Annotated in this window: 22 protein-coding genes; 9 read left to right on the top strand and 13 right to left on the bottom strand. The window is 72.5% G+C overall.

Features of this window, described 5'->3' with window-relative positions; translation table 11 throughout:
* Positions 1-3: 3 nt before the first annotated feature.
* The 10 genes from rimO to ML340_RS08760 form a co-directional block, all read right to left on the bottom strand.
* Positions 4-1365 carry a 30S ribosomal protein S12 methylthiotransferase RimO gene (gene rimO, locus ML340_RS08805; protein WP_240098801.1) on the bottom strand — a complete coding sequence of 454 codons (1362 nt, stop codon included), beginning with the start codon at positions 1363-1365 and terminating at the stop codon, positions 4-6.
* A gap of 99 nt (positions 1366-1464) precedes the next feature.
* Positions 1465-2181, bottom strand: coding sequence for a TorF family putative porin (locus ML340_RS08800; protein ID WP_240098799.1), 717 nt, complete (start codon positions 2179-2181; stop codon positions 1465-1467).
* Between the two features lie 91 nt (positions 2182-2272).
* Positions 2273-3637 carry an NAD-dependent succinate-semialdehyde dehydrogenase gene (locus ML340_RS08795; RefSeq protein ID WP_240098797.1) on the bottom strand — a complete coding sequence of 455 codons (1365 nt, stop codon included), beginning with the start codon at positions 3635-3637 and terminating at the stop codon, positions 2273-2275.
* A gap of 10 nt (positions 3638-3647) precedes the next feature.
* Positions 3648-4490: an ABC transporter permease subunit gene (locus ML340_RS08790; RefSeq protein ID WP_240098795.1), complete on the bottom strand. Its 843-nt coding sequence runs from the start codon at positions 4488-4490 to the stop codon at positions 3648-3650.
* A complete protein-coding gene (locus tag ML340_RS08785; RefSeq protein ID WP_240098793.1) occupies positions 4487-5401 on the bottom strand; it encodes an ABC transporter permease subunit in 915 nt (304 codons plus the stop codon). Before ML340_RS08785 ends, ML340_RS08790 begins: the two co-directional genes overlap by 4 nt.
* Positions 5398-6546: an ABC transporter ATP-binding protein gene (locus tag ML340_RS08780; protein ID WP_240098791.1), complete on the bottom strand. Its 1149-nt coding sequence runs from the start codon at positions 6544-6546 to the stop codon at positions 5398-5400. Before ML340_RS08780 ends, ML340_RS08785 begins: the two co-directional genes overlap by 4 nt.
* A gap of 73 nt (positions 6547-6619) precedes the next feature.
* Positions 6620-7762 (bottom strand): extracellular solute-binding protein, encoded by a 1143-nt coding sequence (locus tag ML340_RS08775; protein WP_240098789.1) that lies wholly within the window; start codon positions 7760-7762, stop codon positions 6620-6622.
* Positions 7763-7888: 126 nt separating this feature from the next.
* A complete protein-coding gene (locus ML340_RS08770) occupies positions 7889-9268 on the bottom strand; it encodes an aspartate aminotransferase family protein (RefSeq protein ID WP_240098787.1) in 1380 nt (459 codons plus the stop codon).
* A gap of 21 nt (positions 9269-9289) precedes the next feature.
* A complete protein-coding gene (locus tag ML340_RS08765) occupies positions 9290-10699 on the bottom strand; it encodes a glutamine synthetase family protein (RefSeq protein WP_240098785.1) in 1410 nt (469 codons plus the stop codon).
* Positions 10700-10701: 2 nt separating this feature from the next.
* The gene (locus ML340_RS08760) at positions 10702-11457 is read right to left on the bottom strand and encodes a gamma-glutamyl-gamma-aminobutyrate hydrolase family protein (protein ID WP_240098783.1); all 756 of its coding nucleotides are present in this window, start codon (positions 11455-11457) and stop codon (positions 10702-10704) included.
* A gap of 212 nt (positions 11458-11669) precedes the next feature.
* On the opposite strand from ML340_RS08760, the gene ML340_RS08755 reads away from it, so the two are divergent.
* Together ML340_RS08755 and ML340_RS08750 are read left to right on the top strand one after the other, a co-directional pair.
* On the top strand, positions 11670-13034 hold the full coding sequence (locus ML340_RS08755) for a glutamine synthetase family protein (RefSeq protein WP_338064425.1): 1365 nt from the start codon (positions 11670-11672) through the stop codon (positions 13032-13034).
* Positions 13035-13038: 4 nt separating this feature from the next.
* Positions 13039-14319, top strand: a complete 1281-nt coding sequence (locus tag ML340_RS08750; RefSeq protein WP_240098781.1) for an NAD(P)/FAD-dependent oxidoreductase — start codon at positions 13039-13041, stop codon at positions 14317-14319.
* A 13-nt stretch (positions 14320-14332) separates the two neighbouring features.
* Here the strand turns inward: ML340_RS08750 and ML340_RS08745 are convergent, their stop codons facing one another.
* Both ML340_RS08745 and ML340_RS08740 read right to left on the bottom strand, forming a co-directional pair.
* Positions 14333-15844: an aldehyde dehydrogenase gene (locus ML340_RS08745; RefSeq protein WP_240098779.1), complete on the bottom strand. Its 1512-nt coding sequence runs from the start codon at positions 15842-15844 to the stop codon at positions 14333-14335.
* 20 nt (positions 15845-15864) lie between these two features.
* Positions 15865-16413, bottom strand: coding sequence for a cupin domain-containing protein (locus tag ML340_RS08740; protein ID WP_240098777.1), 549 nt, complete (start codon positions 16411-16413; stop codon positions 15865-15867).
* 209 nt (positions 16414-16622) lie between these two features.
* Here ML340_RS08740 and aptA point away from each other — a divergent pair, with 209 nt between their 5' ends.
* The 7 genes from aptA to ML340_RS08705 all read left to right on the top strand — a co-directional run bounded on the left by aptA (position 16623) and on the right by ML340_RS08705 (position 24597).
* The gene (aptA, locus tag ML340_RS08735; protein ID WP_240098775.1) at positions 16623-17951 is read left to right on the top strand and encodes an omega-aminotransferase AptA; all 1329 of its coding nucleotides are present in this window, start codon (positions 16623-16625) and stop codon (positions 17949-17951) included.
* 52 nt (positions 17952-18003) lie between these two features.
* Positions 18004-19119 (top strand): alanine dehydrogenase, encoded by a 1116-nt coding sequence (gene ald / locus ML340_RS08730; protein ID WP_240098773.1) that lies wholly within the window; start codon positions 18004-18006, stop codon positions 19117-19119.
* A gap of 12 nt (positions 19120-19131) precedes the next feature.
* Positions 19132-20652 carry a CoA-acylating methylmalonate-semialdehyde dehydrogenase gene (locus ML340_RS08725; RefSeq protein WP_425608305.1) on the top strand — a complete coding sequence of 507 codons (1521 nt, stop codon included), beginning with the start codon at positions 19132-19134 and terminating at the stop codon, positions 20650-20652.
* A complete protein-coding gene (locus ML340_RS08720) occupies positions 20652-22022 on the top strand; it encodes a transaminase (protein WP_240098770.1) in 1371 nt (456 codons plus the stop codon). Before ML340_RS08725 ends, ML340_RS08720 begins: the two co-directional genes overlap by 1 nt.
* A complete protein-coding gene (locus ML340_RS08715; protein ID WP_240098768.1) occupies positions 22019-23386 on the top strand; it encodes a glutamine synthetase family protein in 1368 nt (455 codons plus the stop codon). Before ML340_RS08720 ends, ML340_RS08715 begins: the two co-directional genes overlap by 4 nt.
* A 102-nt stretch (positions 23387-23488) precedes the next feature.
* Entirely contained in the window at positions 23489-24157 is a 669-nt protein-coding gene (locus ML340_RS08710; protein WP_240098766.1) for a dienelactone hydrolase family protein, read from the top strand.
* A 14-nt stretch (positions 24158-24171) separates the two neighbouring features.
* Entirely contained in the window at positions 24172-24597 is a 426-nt protein-coding gene (locus tag ML340_RS08705; protein WP_240098764.1) for an HIT domain-containing protein, read from the top strand.
* An 18-nt stretch (positions 24598-24615) separates the two neighbouring features.
* On the opposite strand, the gene dcd is transcribed toward ML340_RS08705, so the two are convergent.
* A complete protein-coding gene (dcd, locus tag ML340_RS08700) occupies positions 24616-25191 on the bottom strand; it encodes a dCTP deaminase (protein ID WP_240098762.1) in 576 nt (191 codons plus the stop codon).
* Positions 25192-25254: the final 63 nt, after the last annotated feature.

Here is a 25254-nt window from a genome sequence, read left to right as displayed (position 1 = left end):
CGCTCAGACGGCCCCGGCCTCGCCGTACAGGTCGTGCTCGTCGCTGCCGAGGATCCGCACCCGCGCGAACTCGCCGGGCCGCAGGCCGGCCTCACGGCCGTCCTGCACCTGCACCAGGCCGTCGATCTCCGGGGCGTCCGCCATCGAGCGGGCGATCGCCAACTCGCCATCGATGGCGTCCACGATCACCTGCTGCACGCTGCCCACCTTGGCCGCCAGGCGCGCTTCGGAAATCGCCGCCTGCCGCGCCATGAACCGGGCCAGGCGCTCCTGCTTCACGTCCTCCGGCACCGGGTCCGGCAGCGCGTTGGCCGCAGCGCCTTCCACCGGCGAATAGGCGAACGCGCCCACGCGGTCCAGCTGGGCCTCGTCGAGGAAGTCCAGCAGTTCCTCGAACTCGGCGTCGGTCTCGCCGGGGAAACCGACGATGAAGGTGCTGCGGATCGTCAGGTCCGGGCAGATCGCGCGCCAGCGCTGGATCCGCTCCAAGGTCTCGTCCACCGCGCCCGGACGCTTCATGAGCTTCAAGATGCGCGGGCTGGCGTGCTGGAACGGGATGTCGAGGTAGGGCAGCAGCTTGCCCTCGGCCATCAGCGGGATCACCTCGTCCACGTGCGGGTACGGGTAGACGTAGTGCAGGCGCGTCCACACGCCGAGCTGCGACAGGCCTTCGCACAGCGCCTTCATCCGCGTCTCGTACACGTTGCTGCCCCACGGGCGCGGCGCGTACTTCAGGTCCACGCCGTAGGCGCTGGTGTCCTGCGAGACCACCAGCAGCTCCCTGACGCCGCCGCGCACCAGCTTTTCGGCTTCGCGCAGCACCTCGTCCACCGGCCGCGAGACCAGGTCGCCGCGCAGCGACGGGATGATGCAGAAGCTGCAGCGGTGGTTGCAGCCTTCGGAAATCTTGAGATACGCGTAGTGCTTCGGGGTCAGCTTCAACCCGACGCCCTCGATTTCCCCGTCGCCAAGGCGCCGGGGAGCCGGCAGCAGGTCCAGGAACGGGTCGTGCCGCGGCGGCAGCGCGGCGTGCACCGCGTCCATCACGCTGGCGTAGTCCTGCGGCCCGGTGATGGCCAGCACGTCCGGGTGCGCCTGGCGGATCACCTCGGCGCGCTTGCCCAGGCAGCCGGTGACGATGACCTTGCCGTTCTCGGCCAGGGCCTCGCCGATGGCGTCCAGCGACTCGGCCACGGCGCTGTCGATGAAGCCGCAGGTGTTGACCACCACCACGTCGGCGTCCTCGTAGGTCTGCACCAGGTCGTAGCCCTCCACCCGCAGCTGGGTGAGGATGCGCTCGGAATCGACCAGCGCCTTGGGGCAGCCGAGGCTGACGAAGCCGACCTTGGGGGCGGAAGCAGGCATGGGGGCGCGGGCGGACGTGGGGGGCGCGCATTGTAGCGCCGGCCCGGCGCCGACCGGCCGCGGCCGGCGGGCTCGCCGGTCGCGGCGCGGGGACCGCGATCAGAACTTGAACGGGATGCTGAACTGCGCGACCAGGCGGCCGCGGGTCCACTTGCGCGGGGCGATGTCCTCGCTCGCCCCGGACGTGGTGACGTAGCTGAGCTTGACGTCCACCGGACCGAAGCTGCGCCCGAGCCCGAGCAGGTAGTCCTGGTAGCTCTTGCCGTACACCTTGCTGAGGTCGTAGTGGCCGGCGGCGGCCGACAGGGTCCAGCCGCTCTCGCCCAGCGGCCAGTCGGTGCCGGCCTGGACGTAGGTGGCGGCCTCGCCGCTGCGCGCATAGTCGTTGGCATGCCCGAGCAGCAGGAAGAACTTCTCGTCGGCGAAGGTCAGCTTGCCGAGGAACTCGTTGTACGAAATGTCATAGCCGGAATTGGCGCCCGGGTAGGTGTAGCGGACCACGCTGAGGTCGTAACCCATGCCGCCGCCGAGCGCGCCGGCCCAGCCGAGGCTGTAGTCGATCTCGGTGCTGATGCCGTCGCCGGGGGTGTCGAAGTCCACGTTCGAGCCCCAGATGCCGGCATAGAAGCCGAGCGAGTGGCTCAGGGTCAGCCCCGCCTGCAGGGCCGGGTCGCGGTTGCTCTGCGAGATGCCGCGGAACACGTAGTCGCTGACCAGATCGACGTTGCCCTCGACGCTCCAGCCCTGCTTCTCCTCCGCGGGGGCCTCCTGCGCCAGCGCCGCCGCGGGCGCCAGCGCCGCCAGTCCCAAGGCCATCGCTGCCACCAACCGCCGAATGTGCCGATGTCGCCGCATACCCCTACCCTCCCGTGCAAAGCGTCAGCCGGGCTGACGGAAATGGCCTGGGCTACTCGACCCAGACCGTCTGGATGTTCATGAACTCGTGCATGCCCCAGGCCGCCAGCTCGCGCCCGAAGCCGGACTGCTTGGTGCCGCCGAACGGCAGCCGCACGTCGCTGCGCACCAGGCTGTTGACGAACACGCTGCCGACCTCCAGCCGCCGCCCGAGTGCCTCGGCGCGCGCACGATCGGCGCCGAACACGGTGGCGCCGAGGCCGAAGCTGCTGGCGTTGGCGATCCGCACCGCATCCTCCTCGTCGCGCGCCGGCAGCACCGCCGCCACCGGCCCGAACAGCTCCTCGCGGAAGGCCACGTTGTCCACGTCGGGCACCTGCAGCACGGTCGCCGGGTAGGCGCAGGCATGGCCCGGCACCGGCGCGCCGCCGGCCAGCACCCGCGCGCCGCCGGCCACGCTGCGCAGGACCTGGTCGTGCAGGCCGTCGCGCAGGTCGGCGCGCGCCATCGGCGCCAGCGTTGTCTGCGGATCCAGCGGGTCGCCCGGGGCCAGCGCGCGCACCGCCGCCTCCAGCGCCTCCAGGAACGGCCCCGCCATGCGCCCGACCGGAATGAAGCGCTTGGCCGCGATGCAGGTCTGGCCGGCATTGCCGAAGCGCGAGGCGACCGCGACCTCGACCGCGCGCGCAAGATCGGCGTCCTCCAGCACGAGGAAGGGATCGCTGCCGCCGAGTTCCAGCACGCACTTCTTCAGGTGCTGGCCGGCATTGGCGGCGACCGCGCGCCCGGCGCGCTCGCTGCCGGTCAGGGTGACCGCGCGGATGCGCGGGTCGGCGATCACCTGCGCGGTCTGCGCGTTGTCGATGTGGACCACCCCGAACACGCCCTCCGGCAGGCCGGCCGCGCGCCCGATCTCCTCCAGCAGATCGGCGCAGCGCGGCACGGTGGTGGCGTGCTTGAGCAGGCAGGTGTTGCCCGCGACCAGCGCCGGCGCGAGGAAACGCACCACCTGCCAGACCGGGAAGTTCCACGGCATCACCGCCAGCACGCAGCCGATCGGCGCGAACCGCACCAGGCTGCGCCGCGCCTCGCTCGCCACCGGCACGTCGGCCAGCAGCGCCGGGCCGTGCGCGGCATAGTGCTCGAACGCGCGCGCGGACTTCTCGATCTCCGCCTGCGCCTCGCGCGCGAGCTTGCCCATCTCCGCGGTCATGGTCGCCCCGAGCCGCTCGCGTTCGCGCCGCAGGCCCTCGGCGAACGCCTGCACGCGCCGCACGCGCTCCTCCAGCGGCGTGGCCTGCCAGGCCCGCGCGCCGGCCTGCGCGGCCGCCAGCCGGCGTTCGATCGCCTCCGGACCCATGTAGTCGTAGCGGTACTCGACCCGACCGCTCCAGGGATTGATGATCTCGACCGCCATCGCCTCCTCCTCAGCCGCGCTGGGCCGCCAGCGCCACGTCGCGCCGGCGCCGGCGCTCCTCGCGCGCCATCAGCCACCAGCCGACCACGGCCGCCGCCGACACCGCCAGGATCAGCAGCGTCGCCAGCGCGTTGATCTTCGGGCTCACCCCGAGCCGCACCGACGAGAACACCTTCATCGGCAGGGTGGTCGAGGACGGCCCCGCCACGAAGCTGGCCACCACCAGGTCGTCCAGCGACAGGGTGAACGCCAGCAGCCAGCCGGCCAGCAGCGCCGGGGCCACGATCGGCAGGGTGATCTGGAAGAACACCTTGACCCGGGTCGCGCCGAGGTCCATCGCCGCCTCCTCCAGCGAGCGGTCGAGCGCGGACAGGCGCGAGGCCACGGTCACGCTCACGAACGCCACCGAGAAGGTGGTCTGCGCGATCCAGATGGTCAGCATGCCGCGCGGGATCGGGGTGCCGAGCAGCTCGCCCAGGGTGACGAACAGCAGCAGCAGCGACAGGCCGATGATGACGTCCGGCATCACCAGGGGCGCGGTCACCAGCGCGCCGAACAGGGTCTTGCCGGGGAAGCGCCGGAACCGGGTCAGCAGCATCGCCGCCAGCGTGCCCAGCACCAGCGCCGCGGTCGCGGTGAACACCGCCAGGCGCAGGCTCATCCACGCCGCGTCCAGGATCTCGCGGTCGGCCAGCAGCTCGCCGTACCACTTGGTCGAGAACCCCGACCACACCGTGACCAGGCGCGACTCGTTGAACGAGTACACCACCAGGCTCAGGATCGGCGCGTACAGGAACGCGAACCCCAGCAGCAGGACCAGACGGTTGCCCCAGCGCGCGGAGGACGCGTTCATACCAGCCGCTTCTCCAGGTCGCGCGACTGGTAGTGGTGGAACACCGTCATCGGCACGATCAGCAGCAGCAGCATGACGATCGCCACCGCCGAGGCCACCGGCCAGTCGCGGTTGTTGAAGAACTCGTCCCACAGCACTTTGCCGATCATCAGCGTGTCCGGCCCGCCGAGCAGCTCGGGGATCACGAACTCGCCGACCACCGGGATGAACACCAGCAGCGAGCCGGCCACGATCCCCGGCATGCTCAGCGGCAGGGTGATCCGCCAGAACGCCTGCCACGGGCGCGCGCCGAGGTCGTGCGCGGCTTCCAGCAGGCGGTCGTCGAGCTTGACCAGGGTCGAGTACAGCGGCAGCACCATGAACGGCAGGTAGGCGTAGACCACGCCGATGTAGACCGCCAGCGGGGTGTGCAGGATCTCCAGCGGCTGCTGGATCACGCCCAGCCCGAGCAGCAGGTTGTTGAGCAGGCCGTTGTTCTTGAGGATCCCGATCCAGGCGTAGATGCGGATCAGGAACGAGGTCCACGAGGGCAGGATCACCAGCATCAGGGCCACGTTGCGCGTCGCCGGCGAGAGCCGGGTGAGCGCCCACGCAATCGGATAGCCGACCAGCAGCGCCAGCAGGGTGGAGACCGCCGCGATCCGCAGCGAGCCCAGGTAGGCCAGCACGTACAGGTCGTCCTTGAGCAGGAACAGGTAGTTCTTGAAGTGGAGGGTGACCTGGACCGCGCGGTCGCTCCACTGCAGCAGCGGGGTGAACGGCGGCTGCGCGATCAGCGGCTCGGCGAACGAGATCTTCAGCACGATCAGGAACGGCACCGCGAAGAACACCAGCATCCACAGGTACGGCACCGCGATCACCGCCCAGCGCGGGTGCGGCAGCAGCCTGCGCAGCAACCGGGGCGCGTTCATGCGGTGAGCACCACGCCGGCCAGGTCGTCCCAGCCGACCCACACCTGCTCATGCCAGGTGAAGCTCTCCGAGTCCCAGCGCCGCGCGTTGGCCAGGTGCGCGAGCATCTTGAAGCCGCTGGGCAGGCGCACGTGGTACACGCTGTGGCTGCCGAAGTAGGCGATCTCCTCGATCGTGCCCTGCACCGCGTTGCGCAGCCGCGCCGGGCGCTCCTTGCACAGGTGCAGCTTCTCCGGGCGCAGCGCCAGCCCCACCGGCATGCCCGCAAAGCCGGTCACGCCGTGCCCCACCCAGACCGGCTCCGGCAGCGCCGCGCAGCGGATGGTGACGTGGTCCGGCTCGTCCTCCTCGATCGTGCCCTCGAGCATGTTGACGGTGCCGATGAACTGCGCCGCGAAGCGGTTGGCCGGCTGCTCGTACACCTCGTCCGGGGTGCCGACCTGCATGACCTTGCCGGCGTCCATGATCGCCAGCCGGTGCGCCATGGTCATCGCCTCCTCCTGGTCGTGGGTGACCAGCACGCAGGTGACGCCCAGGCGCTCGATGATGTTGACCACCTCCAGCTGCATCTCCGCGCGCAGCTTCTTGTCGAGCGCGCCCATCGGCTCGTCCAGCAGCAGCAGCTTGGGCCCCTTCGCCAGCGAGCGCGCCAGCGCCACCCGCTGCTGCTGGCCGCCGGAGATCTGGTGCGGCTTGCGCCGCGCGGCGTGCTCCAGGTGCACCAGCGCCAGCATCTCCTCCACCCGGCGCTGCACCTGCGCCTTCGGCAGTCCGTCCTGCTTGAGCCCGAACGCGATGTTCTGCTCCACCGTCATGTGCGGGAACAGCGCGTAGGACTGGAACATCATGTTGACCGGGCGCTCGTACGGCGGCAGCGCGGCCAGGTCCGCGCCGTCCAGCGCGATCCGGCCGGCGGTCGGGCGCTCGAACCCGGCCAGCATCCGCAGCAGGGTGGACTTGCCGCAGCCGGAGGCCCCGAGCAGGGCGAAGATCTCGCCCTTGCGCACCGACAGGCTGACCCCGTCGACCGCCACCACCCCGTCGAACTCCTTGCGCAGCGCCTCGATCCGCAGGTAGCCGTCGGCGCCCAGGTGCGCCTCGCGCTCGTGCCCGTGGGGATGGTGGTGGGGATGCGGATTGGCCATCGGCGGCAGGCTCCTGGCGGGTCGTGCTGCGGGAAACGGGATGCGGCCGCCGCCCGCGGGCGGCGGCGCGCGCTCAGCGGCCGGTCTTGATCGCGGTCCAGGCGCGGTTGTAGACGCGGTCGAGGTCGGGCGGCAGCACCTGCAGCAGGAACAGCTTGTCCATCACCGCCGGCGGCGGGTAGATCGCCGGGTTGTCGCGCACCGCCGGATCCACGTACTGGGTGGCCGCGGCGTTGGCGTTGGCATAGGCGATGAAGTTGCTGTCGTCGGCGATGACCTTCGGCTCCATCAGGTAGTTGAGGAACGCCAGCGCGTTGTCCACGTGCTTGGCGTCCTTCGGGATCGCCATCATGTCGAACCACATCTGCGCGCCCTCCTTGGGGATGCTGTAGGCCAGCTCGACCCCGTTCTTGGCCTCGCGCGCGCGGTTGCGGGCCTGGAACACGTCGCCCGACCAGCCGACCGAGACGCACACGTCGCCGTTGGCCAGGTCGTTGATGTACTGCGAGGAGTGGAAGTAGGTGATGTACGGGCGCACCTTCATCACCAGGTCTGCGGCCTTCTGGATGGTGGCCGCGTCGCGGGTGTTGGGGTCGGCGCCCTGGTACTTGAGCGCGGCCGACAGGATGTCGGTCGGCGAGTCCAGCATGGTCAGGCCGCAGGACTTGAGCTTGGCCGCGTTGGCCGGGTCGAACACCAGCGCCCAGCTGTCGACCGGCGCCTTGTCGCCGAGCAGCGCCTTGACCTTGTTGACGTTATAGCCGATGCCGACGGTGCCCCACATGTACGGGATGCCGTACTGGTTGCCGGGGTCGAGCTGGGCGATGATCGCCATCAGCTTGGGGTCGAGGTTCTTGTAGTTGGGCAGCTTGCTCTTGTCCAGCGGCAGGAACACCCCGGCCTTGATCTGGCGCCCGAGGAAGTTCAGCGAGGGCACCACGATGTCGTAGCCGGTGGCGCCGGCCATCAGCTTGGCCTCCAGCACCTCGTTGGAGTCGAACACGTCGTAGGTGACCTTGATCCCGGTCTGCTTCTCGAAGTCCGGGATGGTGTTCTCGGCGATGTAGTCCGACCAGTTGTAGACGTTCAGGGTCTTGGCCCCGGCGTCGGCGCCGGGCTTGCCGGCGGCGGCGGACGCGGTGTCCGCGGCCGGCGGCTTGCCGCAGGCGCCGGCCAGCAGCGCGAGCGCGAGCAGCAACACGGTCTTGGCGTTCATTCCTCACTCCCTCCCAAGCGATGGCCAGCGGGCTGGCGGCGGCGCCAGCGGCGATGCGTCCTGCAGGTCCGGCTCCCTCTGCGTCACTTCACTGCATACCACGAAAAACGGGACGCGGCCGGCCGTTCAGGCCGCGCTCGCATGGCCGATCGCGCGCGCGGTGCGGTCGAGCGCGCGCCAGGCCTTCTCGAACAGCTCGTCCACCTCGGCGCGGCCTATCACCAGCGGCGGCGACAGCAGCATGGCGTCGTAGGTGGCGCGCAGGATCAGCCCTTCCTCGAGGGCGAGGTCGCGGCACAGGGTGCCGACCTTGCCCGGCTCCGGGAAGCCGCGGCGCACGCGCTTGTCCGGGACCAGCTCGAGCGCGCCGACCAGCCCGGCGATGCGCGCCTCGCCGACCAGCGGGTGCTCGCCCAGCTGCGCCCAGCGCTCGGCCAGGTAGGGCGCGATCTCGCGGCGGGCGCGCTCGACGATGCCCTCCTCCTGCAGCAGGCGGATGTTCTCCAGCGCGACCGCGGCGCACACCGGGTGCCCCGAATAGGTGTAGCCGTGCGCCAGCTCGCCGCCGCGTTCCTTCAGCACGCCGGCCACGCGGTCGTTGAACATCACCGCGCCGATCGGGATGTAGCCCGAGCTCAGGCCTTTGGCGATCGGCATGATGTCGGCCTGGAACCCGAAGTACTGCTGGCCGAACCACTCGCCAGTGCGGCCGAAGCCGCAGATCACCTCGTCGGCGATCAGCAGCACGTCGTAGGCGCGGCAGATGCGCTCGACCTCCGGCCAGTAGGTGCGCGGCGGGATCCACACCCCGATCGCGCCCATGATCGGCTCGCCGATGAAGGCGGCCACCCGCTCCGGGCCGAGCTCGAGGATCTTCTGCTCCAGCCGGCGCGCGGCGAGCAGGCCGTAGGCGTCCGGGTCGAGGTCGCCGCCGTCGGCGAACCAGAACGGCGGGTCGATGTGGTGGATGTCCGGGATCGGCAGCCCGCCCTGGCGGTGCATCACGGCCATCCCGCCGAGGCTGGCGCCGGCCACGGTCGAGCCGTGGTAGCCGTTGCGGCGGCCGATCACGATGTTTTTCTGCGGCCGGTCCTGGACCGCCCAGAAATGCCGCACCATGCGCAGGATGGTGTCGTTGGCCTCCGAGCCGGAGTTGGTGAAGAAGGCGTGGTTGAGGTCGCCCGGCGCCAGCTCCGCCAGCTTGGCGGCCAGGCGCACGGTCGGCTCGGTGGTGCAGGCGAAGAAGCTGTTGTAGTAGGCCAGGGTGTCCATCTGCCGCGCCGCGGCCTCGCCGAGTTCGCGCCGGCCGTAGCCGACGTTGACGCACCACAGCCCGGCGAACGCGTCCAGCAGGCGCTGGCCGTGCGCGTCCCACACGTGGCAGCCCTCGCCGCGCACCAGGATGCGGGTGCCCTTGCGCGCGAGCGCGGCGTTGTCGTTGAACGGGTGCAGGTGGTGCCGCGCATCCAGTTGCTGCAGGGTGGCCAGGGCCGGGTCGGTGGTCATGCGCGGCGGTCTCCTCCGGGGCTAGACGGTGAGCAGCAGGAACTCGCGTTCCCACGAGCTGATCACGCGGAAATAGGTCTGGTATTCCTTCTGCTTGACCGCCACGAACGCCTCCACGAAGCGGGGGCCCAGCAGTTCGGTCAGCGCGCGGCAGCCGGACAGCATGCGCAGCGATTCCTCCAGCGTGCGCGGCAGGCCGTAGCCATGCTCCTGCGCGCTACCGGACAGCGGCGCGGTCGGCTGCAGGCGCTCGACGATGCCGAGGTAGCCGCAGGCCAGGGTCGCCGCCATCGCCAGGTAGGGGTTGGCGTCGGAGCCGGCGAAGCGGCTCTCGACCCGGGTGTTCTCCGGCGAGTCCATCGGCACCCGCAGCCCGCAGGTGCGGTTGTCGTAGCCCCACTGCACGTTGATCGGCGCAACCTCGCCCAGCGCCAGCCGGCGGTAGGAATTGACGTTCGGGGCGAAGAACGGCATCGCCATCGGCACGTACTTCTGCAGCCCGCCCAGGTAGTGCAGGAACAGCGCGCTGTGGCGGCCGGGCTTGCCGCCCGCGAACAGGTTGCGGCCGCGCGCATCGACCATGCTCTGGTGGATGTGCATGGCGCTGCCCGGCTCGTTCTCCATCGGCTTGGCCAGGAAGGTGGCGTACACGCCGTGGCGCAGCGCGGCCTCGCGCATCGCGCGCTTGAACAGGAACACCTGGTCGGCGCGCGACATCGGGTCGTCGTGGACGAAGTTGACCTCGAGCTGGGCGGCGCCGGACTCGTGGACCAGGGTGTCCACGTCCAGCTCCATCGCCTCGGCGAAGTCGTACATCATGTCCAGGATCGGGTCGAACTCGTTGACCGCGTCGATCGAGTAGCTCTGGCGCGCGGTCTCCGGCCGCCCGGAGCGCCCGGCCGGCGGCTGCAGCGGGAAGTCGGGGTCGGTGTTCTTCTGGACCAGGAAGAACTCCAGCTCCGGCGCCACGATCGGGCGCAGCCCGAGCCCCTCGTACAGCGCCAGCACCCGGCGCAGCACGTTGCGCGGCGCCAGCTCGTGCGGGCGGCCGTCGCTCTTGAAGCAGTCGTGGATCACCTGCGCGGTGGGATCGGTCGCCCACGGCACCACCCGCACCGTGCCCGGGTCCGGGCGCAGGTACATGTCCGAGTCGGTCGGCTGCACCAGCTCGTAGTACTCGTCCGGATAGTCGCCGGTCACGGTGGTGACGAAGATTCCCTCCGGCAGGCGGGTGCCGTAGTCGTGCGAGAACTTCGGCGCCGGGATGATCTTGCCGCGCGCGTTGCCGGTGAAGTCCGGCACCAGGCACTCGACCTCGGTGATGCGGTGCTCGCGCAGCCAGCGCTTGAGCGCGGCCTCCTCGCCCGGGCCCTCGCCCGCCGCCGGTACGCGCGCCGCGCGCCGCTTGCCGCCCTTGCCCGCGCCGGCCATGCTCAGGCCACCTCGTCCAGGGCCTGGCCGCGGCAGGCCGCGCCGAAGGCACGGAAGATCGCGCGCGACAGCGGGTTCGCGCAGGCCCGCCACTCCGGGTGCCACTGCACCCCGAGCAGGAACGGCACCTGCGGCAGCCGCACCGCCTCCACCAACCCGTCCGGCGCGGTGGCCTCCACCACCAGCCCGCGGGCGAGGGTGGCGATGCCCTGCCCGTGCAGCGAATTGACCACCACCTCGTCGCGCCCGGCCAGCCGCCGCAGCAGCCCGCCGGGCGCCAAGCGCACCGGGTGCGCCGGGCCGTACTGCACCTCCAGCGGCGCGTCGGCGGGCTCGCGGTGGTCCAGCATCCCGGGCACCGCGTGCACCTGCGGGTACAGGCTGCCGCCGAGGGCGACGTTCACCTCCTGCAGGCCGCGGCAGATCGCCAGCAGCGGCAGCCGCCGCGCGATCGCCTCCTGCACCAGCGGCAGGGTGGTGGCGTCGCGTTCGGGATCGAGCAGGTTGCCGTCCCAGCCGTATCCGCCCGGATAGCGCTCCGGCGCAATGTTGCTCGGCGAGCCGGTGAGCAGCAGGCCGTCCAGGCGGTCCAGCAGCGGCGCCATGTCCAGCGGTGGCGACCAGCTCGGCAGCGGCACCGGGATGGCGTCGGCCGCCTCCACCAGCGCTCGCAGGTACTTGTCGCCGACGACATGGAACGGATGCGGTCCGAGCATCCGGCGGTCCATCGGGACTCCGACGAGCGGGCGGTTGGGCATGTCGCACCCCCAGGGCGATGGCCCGACACTACGCCGCGTGTGCGATGTTTTCAACACCCCGCGACGCGTCGACGCCCACCCCGCCGCCGCGAACCCAGAAATCAGCCAACCGGGGCCGCCACCGGCACCGGCTGCGCTGCGCCGCAGCATGCGCCAGCGTTGAGTATTTTTAACGCCTGTGGAAAGCTGGGGCCTGCCTTCGGAGCCTGCGCATGCCCAAGCCCCTGCCCTCGGCCGCCGACCAGCAGGTGTACGACCGCCTGTCCGCGGACAGCCATGTCGATCTGATCCTGCCGGACCTCAACGGCCTGCTGCGCGGCAAGCGCGTGCACCGCGACGCCCTGCCCAAGGCCTACGCCGACGGTGTGTGCCTGCCGATGTCGCTGATCGCCACCGACATCACCGGCAACACGGTGGAGGAGACCGGCCTCGGCTACGACATCGGCGACGAGGACCGCGTGTGCCGGGTGATCCCCGGCAGCCTGCGGCCGGTGCCGTGGGAGCCGGTTCCCGGCGCGCAGTGCCTGCTGGAGATGGAAGATGCCGGCGGCCCGTTCGAGGCCAGCCCGCGCAGCGTGCTGCAGCGCGTGCTGCGCGCCTACGACGCGCTCGGGCTGACGCCGGTGGTCGCGGTCGAGCTGGAGTTCTACCTGCTGGATGCGCGGCTCGGCGCCGACGGGTTGCCGCGCACGGCACCCAATCCGGCGACCGGCGAACCCGACCGCGCGACCCAGGTCTATTACCTGCAGGACCTGGCCGACCACCGTGCCTTCATCGACGGCGTCGCCGCCGCGTGCCGCGCGCAGGGCGTGCCGGCCGACACCGCGGTCGCCGAGTACGCGCCCGGGCAGTTCGAGATCAACCTGCGCCACCGCGCCGACGCGCTGGCCGCGTGCGACGACGCGCTCTACCTCAAGCGCGCGGTCAAGGCGGTGGCCGCCGCCCAGGGCCGGCAGGCCAGCTTCATGGCCAAGCCGTTCGTGGACCAGGCCGGCAGCGGCCTGCACGTGCACGTGAGCCTGCGCGACCGCGCCGGACGCAACCCGTTCGCCTCCACCCCCGAGGCGCCGGCCGACATGCTGCGCCACGCCATCGCCGGGCTGCAGGCGTCCTGCGAGGACTGCATGCTGCTGTTCGCCCCGCACGCCAACAGCTACCGCCGCTTCGTGCTCAACGCGTTCGTGCCGCTCAACGACTGCTGGGGCCACAACAACCGCACGGTGGCGCTGCGCATCCCGCACAGCGACCCGGACAACGTGCGCATCGAGCACCGCATCGCCGGCGCCGACGCCAACCCCTACCTGGTGGTCGCGGCGGTGCTGGCGGGCATGCTCGACGGACTGCGCGCCGGGCGCGAGCCGACCCCGCCGGTCACCGGCAATGCCTATGCCCAGACCGAACTGCGCGAACCCTACTGGCGGCAGTCGCTGGAGCGCTTCGCCGGCAGCGCGTTCGTCGAGCGCCATTTCGGCGCGCGCTTCCGCCACATCTACGCCGCCCAGAAGCGGCGCGAGCTGCGCACCTGGGAGCGCGAGGTGACCGCGCTCGACATCGCCTGGTACCTGCGCACGGTGTGAACGCATGGATGCCGCCCACCAGGCCCGGCCGTGGTATGCCGCCAGCGTGCCGGAACGGCCGCCGCAGCCGCCGCTGGAAGGCGAGGCCCGCGCCGACGTCGGCATCGTCGGGGCCGGCTTCACCGGGCTGAGCGCGGCGCTGGAACTGGCGCAGGCCGGACTGCGGGTGGTGGTGCTGGAGGCCGAGCGGGTCGGCGCCGGCGCCTCCGGCCGCAACGGCGGTCAGGTGCTGCCGGGCTACGGCTGCGGCGAGGCGCGCCTGCTGGCGCTGGCCGGCCCCGCGCAGGCGCGCCTGCTGTTCGACTGGTCGCGCGAGGGCATCGCCCTGATCCACGCGCGCCGGCGGGCGCACGCGATCGCCTGCGACTGGTGCGACGGGCATGCCACGGTCGCGCTCAAGCCGCGCCAGGTGACCGAACTGCTGGACTGGCAGCGCCTGCTGCAGGACCGGTTCGACTATCCGGTGGAATGGTGGCCGCAGGAGCGCCTGCGCGCCAGTCTGGCCTCGCCACGCTACCTCGGCGGCGCGTTCGATCCGGGCGCCGGGCACCTGCATCCGCTCAAGTACGCGCTCGGTCTGGCCGATGCGGCGCAGGCCGCGGGCGCGCGGCTGCACGAGGGCAGCCGCGTGCTGCGGCTGCAGCGCGGCCCGCGGCCGGTGCTGCACACCGCGCGCGGGCGGCTGCGCTGCGACCACGTGGTGCTGGCGGGCAACGCCCTCGGGCGCGGGCTGGCGCCGGAACTGGACGCGCGGATCATGCCGGTCGGCAGCTTCGTCGGTGCCACCGCGCCGCTGGGCCCCGAACGCGCCGCCGCCCTGGTCGGCAACGGCATGGCAGTGGCCGACTGCAACTGGGCGCTCGACTACTTCCGCCTCAGCGCCGACCACCGCCTGCTGTTCGGCGGCCGCGCCAGCTATTCGAACCTGCCCTCGCCCAACCTGCGCGCGGTGATGCGCCGGCGCATGTGGCGGGTGTTCCCGCAGCTGCGCGGCGTCGATTTCGAGTACCTGTGGGGCGGCTACATCGACATCAGCCGCAACCGCGCGCCGGACTGGGGCCGGCTGGATCCGAGCGTGTACTACGCGCAGGGTTTCTCCGGGCACGGGGTCGCCGCCAGCAACCTCGCCGGCAAGGTGCTGGCGGAGGCGATCCTCGGCCAGGCGGGCCGGCTGGACGCCTACGCGCGCCTGCCGCACCGCCGCTTCCCCGGCGGGCGCCTGCTGCGCACCCCGCTGCTGGCGGCGGCGATGGCCTGGTACAAGCTGCGCGACGCCCTGTGGTGAGCGCGCCGCGCGCTCAGCCGGCGAGGTTGATCCAGGTCGCCTTCAGCTCGGTGTACTTGTCGAAGGCATGCAGCGACTTGTCGCGGCCGTTGCCGGACTGCTTGAAGCCGCCGAACGGCGCGGTCATGTCGCCGCCGTCCCAGTAGTTGACCCACACGCTGCCGGCGCGCAGGCCGCGCGCCATGCGGTGCGCGCGCGCCAGGTCGCGGGTCCACACCCCGGCGGCGAGGCCGTAGATGCTGTCGTTGGCGATCGCCAGCGCCTCGGCCTCGGTGTCGAACGCGATCACCGACAGCACCGGACCGAAGATCTCCTCGGCGGCAATCCGCATCCCCGGCGTCACCTGGTCGAACACGGTCGGCTCGATGTAGCAGCCGCCGCTGTCGCAGTGCACGCGCGCGCCGCCGAGCGCCAGCCGCGCGCCCTCGCGCCGGCCGGCCTCGATGTAGGCCAGCACACGCTCGACCTGGGCGGCGTCGACCAGCGCCCCCATCGGCGCGCCCGGCTCCAGCGGGTGGCGCGGCTGGAAGCCGCGCGCGGCGGCGACCACCTTCTCCACGAAGGCGTCCTTGATCGAACGCTCGACCAGCAGGCGCGAGGCCGCGGTGCAGACCTCGCCCTGGTTGTAGAAGATGCCGAGCGCGGCCGCCTGCGCGGCGGCGTCCAGGTCCGGCGCGTCCGCGAACACGATGTTCGGGCTCTTGCCGCCGCATTCGACGAAGGTGCGCTTCATGTTGCTGGTCGCGGCGCAGGCCAGCAGGTGCTTGCCGACTGCGGTGGAGCCGGTGAATACCAGCCCGTCCACGTCCATGTGCCGCGCCAGCGGCTCGCCGCACTCCGGGCCGTAGCCGGGCAGGACCTGCAGCACGCCCGGCGGCAGACCCGCCTCCAGCGCCAGCGCCGCCAGCCGGATCGCGGTCAGCGGCGACTTCTCGGAGGGCTTCAAGATCACGCTGTTGCCGCAGGCCAGCGCCGGCGCCAGCTTCCACGCCGCCATCAGCAGCGGGAAGTTCCACGGCACGATCGCGGCGACCACCCCGAGCGGCTCGCGGGTGATCAGCCCGAGCTCGTCCTCGGCGGTCGGCGCGACCTCGCCGTAGACCTTGTCGATCGCCTCCGCGGTCCAGGCGATGCAGCGCACGGTCGCGGCCAGGTCCACCTGCAGGGCGTCGCCGACCGGCTTGCCCATGTCCAGGGTCTCCAGCAGCGCCAGTTCCTCGGCGTGCGCCTCCACCAGGCGTGCCAGCGCCTGCAGCACCCGCTTGCGCTTGGCCGGCGCCAGCCCGGCCCAGCGGCGATCGGCGAACGCACGCCGCGCCGCGGCGACCGCGCGCTCGACGTCGGCCGCGCCGCAGCGCGCGACCTGGCCGAGCAGGCGGCCGTCGATCGGGCTGATGCAGTCGAAGGTGGCGCCGCTGGCGGCGTCGCAGTAGGCGCCGTCGATGTGGGCACGGGTCTCGATCGCGAGCGCCGCGGCGCGGCGCTCCCAGTCGGCGCGGGACGGCAGCGGGCGGGCGGCGGGCATGCGGGTCTCCGAGGAGGCAGTCAGAAGGTGGGCGGGGTGGAGGCGCTGATGATCACCGCCTCGCCGGCGCCGACGTTGCGGAAGCGGTGCGGCTGGCGGCTCTCGAAGTAATAGCCGTCCCCGGCGCGCAGCACCCGCACCTGGTCGCCGACGGTCACCTCGACCTCGCCCTGCACCACCACCCCGCCCTCCTCGCCGTCGTGGCAGAGCATGTCCGCGCCGGTGTCGCTGCCGGGCGGCATCACCTCGCGCAGGATGCACATCTGGCGGCCGTGCCGGCTCTTGCCGACCAGGAAGTAATGGATGTCGTTGTTGCCCACGTCCGGCTGGCGCTCCGGCGGGTAGAACGGGGTCGGCTCGCTGCCGACGTCGAAATCGGCGGCGAAGAACTCCGCCAGCGAGATCGGGATGCCCTCCAGCACCTTCTTCAGCGAGGCCACCGAGGGGCTGACCTTGTTTTGCTCGATCAGCGAGATGGTGCTGTTGGTGACGCCGACCCGCTTGGCCAGCTCGCGCTGACTCAGGCCGCGGGCCTGGCGGATGGCTTGCAGGCGCTGGCCGATGTCCATGGCGTGTTCCGGTGCATGTAGCGAAATATTTAACACCTGCCCGCCGCTGGGTCAAACCCGGCCCGCGCCGCTGCGGCCCCGCAAGAGCAGCGATAGATGGCACAAGCACCGTCACTCGCGACGCCGCCCGGCGGACAGCTTGCGCTGCGGCGCTTGTTAATTTTTTTCAACACTGCTAGCGTGCCGCCGTCGTCCCGCCGGAGCCTGCCATGTCCGCCCCGCCGCCCGCCGTGCCCGACCTGGCCGCGTTCTGGATGCCCTTCACCGCCAACCGCCAGTTCAAGCAGGCGCCGCGCCTGCTGGTCTCGGCCAGCGGCATGACCTACCGCAGCCACGACGGCCGCGAGATCCTCGACGGCACCGGCGGGCTGTGGTGCGTGAACGCCGGCCACTGCCGGCCGCGGATCGTGGAGGCGATCGCGCGCACCGCGGCCGAGCTGGACTTCGCCCCGACCTTCCAGATGGGCCATCCGCTCGCGTTCGAGGTCGCCGCGCGGCTGGCGGCGCTGGCCCCGCCCGGGATGAACCGGGTGTTCCTCACCAACTCCGGCTCGGAATCGGTGGACACCGCGCTCAAGATCGCGCTGGCCTACCACCGCGCGCGCGGCGAGGGCCAGCGCTTCCGCCTGATCGGGCGCGAGAAGGGCTACCACGGGGTCGGCTTCGGCGGCATCTCGGTCGGCGGCCTGCCCAACAACCGCAAGGCGTTCGGCCCGCTGCTGCCGGGCACCGACCACCTGCGCCACACCCTGGACCTGCAACGCAACCGCATGAGCCGCGGCCTGCCGGCGCACGGCGCGGAGTTGGCCGACGACCTCGAACGGCTGGTGCAGCTGCACGACGCCAGCACCATCGCCGCGGTGATCGTGGAACCGGTGGCCGGCTCGGCCGGGGTGATCCTGCCGCCGCAGGGCTACCTGCAGCGCCTGCGCGAGATCTGCGACCGCCACGGCATCCTGCTGATCTTCGACGAAGTCATCACCGGCTTCGGGCGGGTCGGCGGGGCATTCGCGGCGCAGCGCTTCGGCGTGACCCCGGACCTGATCACCACCGCCAAGGGCCTGACCAACGGCAGCGTGCCGATGGGCGCGGTACTGGCCCGGCAGGAGATCCACGACGCCTTCATGCATGGCCCGGAGGGGATGATCGAGCTGTTCCACGGCTACACCTATTCCGGCCACCCGCTGGCCTGCGCGGCGGCGCTGGCCACCCTCGACACCTACCGCGACGAGGACCTGTTCGCCAGCGCGCTGCGCCTGGAGCGCACCTGGGAGGACGCGATCCACGCCCTCGCCGACCTGCCGCACGTGCGCGACATCCGCAACGTCGGCCTGATCGGCGCGGTCGAACTGGAGCCGCGCCCCGGCGCGCCCGGCGCGCGCGCCTACGAGGCGTTCCTGCGCGCCTTCCACGACGAGGGGGTGCTGGTGCGCTACACCGGCGAGGTGATCGCGCTGTCGCCGCCGCTGATCCTCGACGCCGGCCACATCGAACGCCTGTTCGCCGGCCTGCGGCGCGCGATCGCGGCCACCGCCTGACCCGGCCGGATGCGAAAATCCGCGCCCAGACCCACCCACCCGCGAGCCTGACATGCAGATCGGCGTCCCCAAGGAAATCAAGAACCACGAATACCGGATCGGCCTGACCCCGGCCGGCGTGCGCGAACTGACCGCGCACGGCCACCAGGTCATGGTCCAGCAGGACGGCGGCAAGGCGATCGGCCTGACCGACGAGCTGTACGCCCGCGCCGGCGCGGAGATCGTCGCCAGCGCCGAGGAGATCTTCTCGCGCGCCGAGATGATCGTGAAGGTGAAGGAGCCGCAGCCGGCCGAGTGCGCGATGCTGCGCCCCGGGCAGGTGCTGTTCACCTACCTGCACCTCGCCCCCGACCCGCAGCAGACCGCCGCGCTGGTGAAGTCCGGCGCGACCTGCATCGCCTACGAGACCGTGACCGACGCGCGCGGCGGGCTGCCGCTGCTGGCGCCGATGAGCGAGGTCGCCGGGCGGATGGCGGTGCAGGCCGGCGCGCACGCGCTGGAGAAGGCGCAGGGCGGCTCTGGGGTGCTGCTCGGCGGCGTGCCCGGGGTCAAGCCGGCGGAGGTGCTGGTGATCGGCGGCGGGGTGGTCGGCCTCAACGCCGCGCGCATGGCGATGGGCATGAACGCGCACGTGACCCTCCTCGACCGCTCGCTCGAGCGCCTGAAGTACATCGACGAGGTCTACGGCCACCAGCTCACCACCATCTACTCGACCCACGACGCGATCGAGGAGCGCCTGCCGGAGACCGACCTGGTGATCGGCGCGGTGCTGATCCCGGGCGCGGCCGCGCCCAAGCTGGTGTCGCGCGCGCAGCTGGGGCTGATGCGCCCGGGCTCGGTGCTGGTGGACGTGGCGATCGACCAGGGCGGCTGCTTCGAGACCAGCCGCCCGACCACCCACCAGAACCCGACCTACGAGGTGGACGGCATCATCCACTACTGCGTGGCCAACATGCCCGGCGGGGTGGCGCGCACCTCGACCTTCGCCCTCACCAACGCGACCCTGCCGTTCGTGGTGCAGCTGGCGAACAAGGGCGCGCGCCAGGCCCTGCTGGACGACCCGCACCTGCTGGACGGGCTGAACGTGCATGCCGGCCAGGTGACCTACGAGGCGGTCGCGCGCGACCTCGGCTATCCCTACGTGCCGGCGCGCACCGCGCTGGGCTGAGCCGACGCCGCCGTGTCCGCGCCCGCCTACCACCCGCATTGGATCGCCGGCGCCGCGCAGCCGGCGCGCGCGGGCGAACGCCGCGCCGACGTCTACGACCCGGCGCGCGGGCAGGTGGTCGCGCAGGTCCCGCTGGCGGATGCGGCGCAGGTGGAGGCCGCGGTCGCCGCCGCGCGCGCCGCGTTCCCGGGCTGGGCGGCGACCCCGCCGCTGCAGCGCGCGCGCGTGCTGTTCCGCTTCCGCGCGCTGCTCGAGCGCGACGCCGACGCGCTGGCCGCGGCGATCACCCGCGAGCACGGCAAGACCCTGGCGGATGCGCGCGGCGAGCTCACCCGCGGCATGGAGGTGGTCGAGTTCGCCTGCGGCATCCCGCACCTGCTCAAGGGCGAGCATTCGACCGAAGTCGGGCGCGGGGTGGACAGCTGGAGCGAGCTGGCGCCGCTCGGCGTGGTCGCCGGCATCACCCCGTTCAATTTCCCGGTGATGGTGCCGCTGTGGATGTTCCCGATCGCGCTGGCGTGCGGGAACACCTTCGTGCTCAAGCCCTCCGAGCGCGACCCCGGGCCGTCGCTGCGGCTGGCCGAGCTGCTGGCCGAGGCCGGGCTGCCCGCGGGCGTGTTCAACGTGGTGCACGGCGACCGCGCCGCGGTCGAGGCGCTCATCGCGCATCCGGACGTGCCGGCGCTCAGCTTCGTCGGCTCCACCCCGGTGGCCGCGCAGCTGTACGCCGCGGCCAGCGCGCGCGGCAAGCGCGTGCAGGCGCTCGGCGGCGCCAAGAACCATTTGGTGGTGATGCCGGACGCCGACATCGGCCAAGCCGCGGACGCCCTGCTCGGCGCCGGCTACGGCTCCGCCGGCGAGCGCTGCATGGCGATTTCGATCGCGGTGTGCGTGGGCGAGGCGACCGCCGATGCGCTGGCGCAGGCGCTGGCGCCGCGGGTGGCCGCGCTGCGGGTCGGCCCCGGCGATGCCGAAGGCACCGAGATGGGACCGTTGATCACCGCCGAGCACCGCGCGCGGGTGCTGGCCTACGTCGAGGCCGGGCTGGCCGAGGGCGCGACCCTGCGGGTGGACGGACGCGCAGTGCAGGTGCCCGGGCATGCGGACGGCTTCTTCCTCGGCGGCTGCCTGTTCGACCACGTGCAGCCGCACATGCGGATCTGGCGCGAGGAGATCTTCGGCCCGGTGCTGGGGATCGTGCGCGTGCCCGACCTCGACGCCGCGCTGGCCCTGATCGCCGCGCACGACTACGGCAACGGCACCGCGATCTTCACCCGCGACGGCGGCGCCGCGCGCCGGTTCGCGCGCGCGGTGCAGGCCGGGATGGTCGGCATCAATGTCCCGATCCCGGTGCCGATGGCGTTCCACTGCTTCGGCGGCTGGAAGCGCTCGCTGTTCGGTCCGCTGCACATGCACGGCCCGGACGGGGTGCGCTTCTGGACCCGGATGAAGACCCTCACCGCGCGCTGGCCGGAGGCCGGCCCCGCCCCGAGCGCAGGACGCGCCGAGTTCAGCATGCCGACCCTGCGCTGATGGCCGCCTCCGCCCCGCTGTCCGCCCTGCACGCCGCCGAAACCGAGCGCTACCGCGCCAGCAATCCCGCCTCCGCCGCGCTGGCCGAACGCGCCGCCCCGCATTTCCTGCACGGGGTGCCGATGCACTGGATGCGCGACTGGCCGCTGCCGTTCCCGCTGGCGATCCGCGCCGCCGAGGGCTGCACCCTGCACGACGCCGACGACCACCAGCTGGCCGACTTCTGCCTCGGCGACACCGGCGCGATGTTCGGGCATTCGCCGCCGGCGATCACCGATGCGCTGATCGCGCAGGCCGGCCATGGCCTGACCACGATGCTGCCGGACATGCGCTCGGCCGCGGTCGGCGCGGCGCTGGCGGCGCGCTTCGGGCTGGAGGCCTGGCAGCTGACCGCGACCGCCAGCGACGCCAACCGGCATGCCATCCGCTGGGCGCGCGCGCTGACCCGGCGCCCGGTGCTGCTGGTGTTCGACGGCTGCTACCACGGCAGCGTGGAGGACACCCTGGTGCGGATGGGCGCGGATGGCCGCACCCTGCCGCGCGCCGGGCTGGTCGGCCAGGTCGCGCACCCGGCGCCGCACACCCGGGTGGTGCCGTTCAACGACGTGGACGCGCTCGAGCGCGCGCTCGCCCCCGGCGACGTGGCCGCGGTGCTGACCGAGCCTGCGCTGACCAACATCGGCATGGTGCCGCCGCAGCCCGGCTTCCACGAGGCCTTGCGCGCGCTGACCCGCCGCCACGGCAGCCTGCTGATCCTGGACGAGACGCACACGCTCTCCAGCGGGCCGGGCGGCGCGACCCAGGCCTGGGGGCTGGAGCCGGACTTGCTCACCCTGGGCAAGGCGGTGGCCGGCGGCTTCCCGTGCGGGGTGCTCGGCATGCGCGCGCCGCTGGCGCGCCGCGCCGAGGCCTGGCAGCCGCCGCCGGGCGGTGCCGGCGGGCACGGCCACAGCGGGATGGGCACCACCCTGTCCGGCAACCCGGTGGCGATCGCCTGCCTCGAGGCCGCGCTCGCCGAACTGCACACCGAAGCGACCTATGCGCGCATGTTCGCCGCCGCCGGTGCGCTGCACGCCGGGATCGAGGCGCTGCTGGCCCGCCACCGCCGCCCCTGGTGCGTGACCCGGATCGGCGCGCGCCTGGAGATCCAGTTCCGTCCGACCCCGCCGCGCACCGGCGCCGAGGCCGAGCAGGCCTTCGACGATGCCCTGCAGGCCTGCATCCACCTGGCGCTAGTCAACCGCGGGGTGGTGGTCACCCCGTTCCACCACATGCTACTGGCCAGCCCGGCCACCGGCGAGGCGGACGTCGCGCGCTTCCTCGCCGCGCTGGACGCGGTGCTCGGCCTGCTGGAGCCCGTCCGCAGATGAACGCCGATCCCGCCGCCGCGGTCGAACGCTTCCTCGCCGCGCACCCCGAACTGCATCTGATCGAAGCCTGGGTGGTCGATCCCAACGGCGTGCCGCGCGGCAAGTGGCTGCACCGCGAGGAAGTGCTGGCCTGCTGCCGCCACGGGCGCGCGCTGCCCGCCTCGCTGATGAGCCTGTCGGTGCACGGCGAGGACGTGCCCGGGTCCGGCCTGGTCTGGGACGTCGGCGATGCCGACGGCCTCGCCTTCCCGCTGGCCGGCAGCCTGCACGCCCTGCCCTGGCGGCGCGAGGCGCGCGCCTGGCTGCAACTGGCGCTGGACCCGGAGCGCGGCGGCCCGGCCGCCGCCGCCGACCCGCGCAACGTGCTGGCGCGGGTGCAACGCCAGTTGCAGGCGGACGGCCTGCAGCCGGTGCTGGCCGCCGAGTTCGAGTTCTACCTGCTGGACGCGCAGCCGGGCGCGGACGGTGCCCCGCAGCCGCTGCGCCTGGCCGACGGCCGCCGCCCGGACGCCCCGGCGGTGTACGACCTCGACGAGCTGGCCGGCGTCGGCGAATTCCTGTCCTCGCTGTACGCCGCCTGCGAGGCGCACGGCCTGCCGGCGCGCACCGCGATCTCCGAGTACGCGCCGGGCCAGTTCGAGATCACCCTCGAGCACCGCGCCGACGCCCTGCAGGCGATGGACGAGGCGGTGCGCTACAAACGCCTGGTCAAGGACCTGGCGCGCCACCACGGCCTGCGCGCCTGCTTCATGGCCAAGCCGTTCGCGCAGCAGGCCGGTAGCGGCCTGCACCTGCATGCCAGCCTGGCCGACGCCGGCGGCGGCAACCTGTTCGCGGCCGACGATCCGCATGGCAGCCCGCTGCTGCAGCAGGCCGTCGCCGGGCTGCTGGCGACCGCCGCCGACTTCCTGCTGGTGTTCTGCCCGCATGCCAACAGCTACCGCCGCTTCCGCGCCGAGAGCTACGCCCCGCTCAAGCTCACCTGGGGCGTGAACAACCGCACCGTGGCGGTGCGCGTGCCGGCCGGGCCGGCATCCAGCCGCCACCTCGAGCACCGCCTGTGCGGCGCCGACGCCAACCCCTACCTCGCCGCCGCGGCGCTGCTGGCCGGGATGCACCATGGCATCCGCGCGGGCCTGGCGCCGCCGCCGGCCGTGCACGGCAACGGCTATGCCGCCGCGGCGCCGGTACTGCGCGCGGATTGGACGAGCGCGATCGACGCCTTCGCCGCCTCCGCGCACGTCGCGGCCAGCTTCGGCGAGCTGGCCCAGCGCACCCTGGCCGCGATCAAGCGCCACGAGCTGGCGCAGTGGCAGGGCGAAGTCGGCGCGCAGGACTGGCGCTGGTACCTCGAGCGCGCCTGACCGCAGCACCGGGCGGACCCCCGCCTGCCGCGCGGGACGCGCGGCAGCACCGCCGCCCGCGGGGCGGCGTATCCTGCATGCCGTGCCATTCCGGAGGACAGCATGGGCCAGTGGATCCCGCTCGCCACCCCGTCCGGCCCGATCCGCGCCTGGCAGGAGCTGCCGCACGTGCCGGCGCGCGGCGGGCTGGTGGTGGTGCAGGAAATCTTCGGCGTGAACGCGCACATCCGCGCGGTCTGCGCCGGCTACGCCGAGCACGGCTACGCGGTGCTGGCGCCCGCGTTCTTCGACCATTTCGAGCACGGCGTGGAGCTGGACTACGACGCCGGCGGGATCGCCCGTGGGCGCGCGCTGGTCGACCGCCTCGGCCTGCCGCGCGCGCTGGAGGACGTGGCCGCTGCCGCCCGCCTACTGGAGGATGCCGGCGACGTCGCGGTGATCGGCTACTGCTGGGGCGGCACGGTCGCGTTCCTGGCCGACACCCGCCTCGGCCTGCCCGCGATCAGCTACTACGGCGCGCGCACCGCGCCGTTCCTGCACGAGACGGCGCCCGCGCCGCTGCAGTTCCACTTCGGCGAGCACGACGCCAGCATCCCCCCGGAGGTGGTGGCCGAACACCGCCGCCTGCAGCCGCAGGCGGAGCTGTACGTGTACCCGGCCGGGCACGGCTTCAACTGCGACCGCCGCGCCGACTTCGAGCCGGGCAGCGCGGCGCTGGCGCGCGAGCGCAGCCTGGCCTTCCTGCGCCGGGTCCTGCGTCCTGCCGGATGAGGGAGGTGCCGCCCATGTCCGCGCGCGAACGCCCGACCGCCTACGCCCTGCACCCGCAACTGGCCGAGGACAGCGTGCCGGTCGCCGACTGGCCGCTGTGCGAGGTGCGGCTGATGGACGACGCCAACCACCCCTGGCTGGTGCTGGTGCCCAAAGTCGCCGGCGCGGTCGAACTGCTCGACCTTCCCCCGGCGCAGCGGCACGCGCTCAGCGACGAGATCGACCGCGCCGCGCGCGCGCTCAAGGCGGTGTTCGCGCCGGACAAGCTGAACGTGGCCGCGCTCGGCAACCTGGTGCCGCAGCTGCACGTGCACGTGATCGCGCGCTTCCGCGACGACATCGCCTGGCCGCGCCCGGTGTGGGGCGCCGCGCACGCCCGTCCCTATGCCCCGGAGGCACTGGTGGCGCGGGTCGCCGCGCTGCGCGCCGCGCTCGCCTGAGCGCGCACCCCGCGCGGCTCACGCGCGCGGCAAGGTCACCCCGGTCTGGCCCTGGTACTTGCCGCCGCGGTCGCGGTAGGAAGTCTCGCACACGTCGTCCGGGTCGGCCTGCAGGAACAGCATCTGCGCCACGCCCTCGTTGGCGTAGATGCGCGCCGGCAGCGGCGTGGTGTTGCTGAACTCCAGGGTCACGTGGCCCTCCCACTCCGGCTCCAGCGGGGTCACGTTGACGATGATCCCGCAGCGCGCGTAGGTGCTCTTGCCCAGGCAGATCACCAGCACGTCGCGCGGGATGCGGAAGTACTCCACCGTGCGCGCCAGCGCGAACGAGTTGGGCGGGATGATGCACACGTCGTCCTCGACGTCCACGAAGCTCTTGGGGTCGAAGTGCTTGGGATCGACGATGGTCGAGTTGATGTTGGTGAACACCTTGAACTCGCGCGCGCAGCGCACGTCGTAGCCGTAGCTGGAGGTGCCGTGGCTGACGATGCGCTGGCCGTCGCCGGCGGTCTTGACCTGGCCGGGTTCGAACGGCGCGATCATGCCGTGCTGCTCGGCCATGCGGCGGATCCAGCGGTCGCTCTTGATGCTCATGCGCAGACGGGTCCTCGAGGGCGCGCGGGCGGGTGGCGCGATTCTAGCCGGCGCCCGCACGCC

The sequence above is a fragment of the Thermomonas flagellata genome (assembly GCF_022419185.1).
In the GTDB taxonomy this organism is placed as follows: Bacteria; Pseudomonadota; Gammaproteobacteria; order Xanthomonadales; family Xanthomonadaceae; genus Thermomonas; species Thermomonas flagellata.
This window is presented reverse-complemented; position numbering and strand designations above follow the sequence as displayed.

Bases quoted from the DNA above. Each gene is read 5' to 3' on its own strand.
- rimO (WP_240098801.1), bottom strand. From the start codon at position 1,365: ATGCCTGCTTCCGCCCCCAAGGTCGGCTTCGTCAGCCTCGGCTGCCCC.
- ML340_RS08800 (WP_240098799.1), bottom strand. From the start codon at position 2,181: ATGGCCTTGGGACTGGCGGCGCTGGCGCCCGCGGCGGCGCTGGCGCAG.
- ML340_RS08795 (WP_240098797.1), bottom strand. From the start codon at position 3,637: ATGGCGGTCGAGATCATCAATCCCTGGAGCGGTCGGGTCGAGTACCGC.
- ML340_RS08790 (WP_240098795.1), bottom strand. From the start codon at position 4,490: ATGAACGCGTCCTCCGCGCGCTGGGGCAACCGTCTGGTCCTGCTGCTG.
- ML340_RS08785 (WP_240098793.1), bottom strand. From the start codon at position 5,401: ATGAACGCGCCCCGGTTGCTGCGCAGGCTGCTGCCGCACCCGCGCTGG.
- ML340_RS08780 (WP_240098791.1), bottom strand. From the start codon at position 6,546: ATGGCCAATCCGCATCCCCACCACCATCCCCACGGGCACGAGCGCGAG.
- ML340_RS08775 (WP_240098789.1), bottom strand. From the start codon at position 7,762: ATGAACGCCAAGACCGTGTTGCTGCTCGCGCTCGCGCTGCTGGCCGGC.
- ML340_RS08770 (WP_240098787.1), bottom strand. From the start codon at position 9,268: ATGACCACCGACCCGGCCCTGGCCACCCTGCAGCAACTGGATGCGCGG.
- ML340_RS08765 (WP_240098785.1), bottom strand. From the start codon at position 10,699: ATGGCCGGCGCGGGCAAGGGCGGCAAGCGGCGCGCGGCGCGCGTACCG.
- ML340_RS08760 (WP_240098783.1), bottom strand. From the start codon at position 11,457: ATGCCCAACCGCCCGCTCGTCGGAGTCCCGATGGACCGCCGGATGCTC.
- ML340_RS08755 (WP_338064425.1), top strand. From the start codon at position 11,670: ATGCCCAAGCCCCTGCCCTCGGCCGCCGACCAGCAGGTGTACGACCGC.
- ML340_RS08750 (WP_240098781.1), top strand. From the start codon at position 13,039: ATGGATGCCGCCCACCAGGCCCGGCCGTGGTATGCCGCCAGCGTGCCG.
- ML340_RS08745 (WP_240098779.1), bottom strand. From the start codon at position 15,844: ATGCCCGCCGCCCGCCCGCTGCCGTCCCGCGCCGACTGGGAGCGCCGC.
- ML340_RS08740 (WP_240098777.1), bottom strand. From the start codon at position 16,413: ATGGACATCGGCCAGCGCCTGCAAGCCATCCGCCAGGCCCGCGGCCTG.
- aptA (WP_240098775.1), top strand. From the start codon at position 16,623: ATGTCCGCCCCGCCGCCCGCCGTGCCCGACCTGGCCGCGTTCTGGATG.
- ald (WP_240098773.1), top strand. From the start codon at position 18,004: ATGCAGATCGGCGTCCCCAAGGAAATCAAGAACCACGAATACCGGATC.
- ML340_RS08720 (WP_240098770.1), top strand. From the start codon at position 20,652: ATGGCCGCCTCCGCCCCGCTGTCCGCCCTGCACGCCGCCGAAACCGAG.
- ML340_RS08715 (WP_240098768.1), top strand. From the start codon at position 22,019: ATGAACGCCGATCCCGCCGCCGCGGTCGAACGCTTCCTCGCCGCGCAC.
- ML340_RS08710 (WP_240098766.1), top strand. From the start codon at position 23,489: ATGGGCCAGTGGATCCCGCTCGCCACCCCGTCCGGCCCGATCCGCGCC.
- ML340_RS08705 (WP_240098764.1), top strand. From the start codon at position 24,172: ATGTCCGCGCGCGAACGCCCGACCGCCTACGCCCTGCACCCGCAACTG.
- dcd (WP_240098762.1), bottom strand. From the start codon at position 25,191: ATGAGCATCAAGAGCGACCGCTGGATCCGCCGCATGGCCGAGCAGCAC.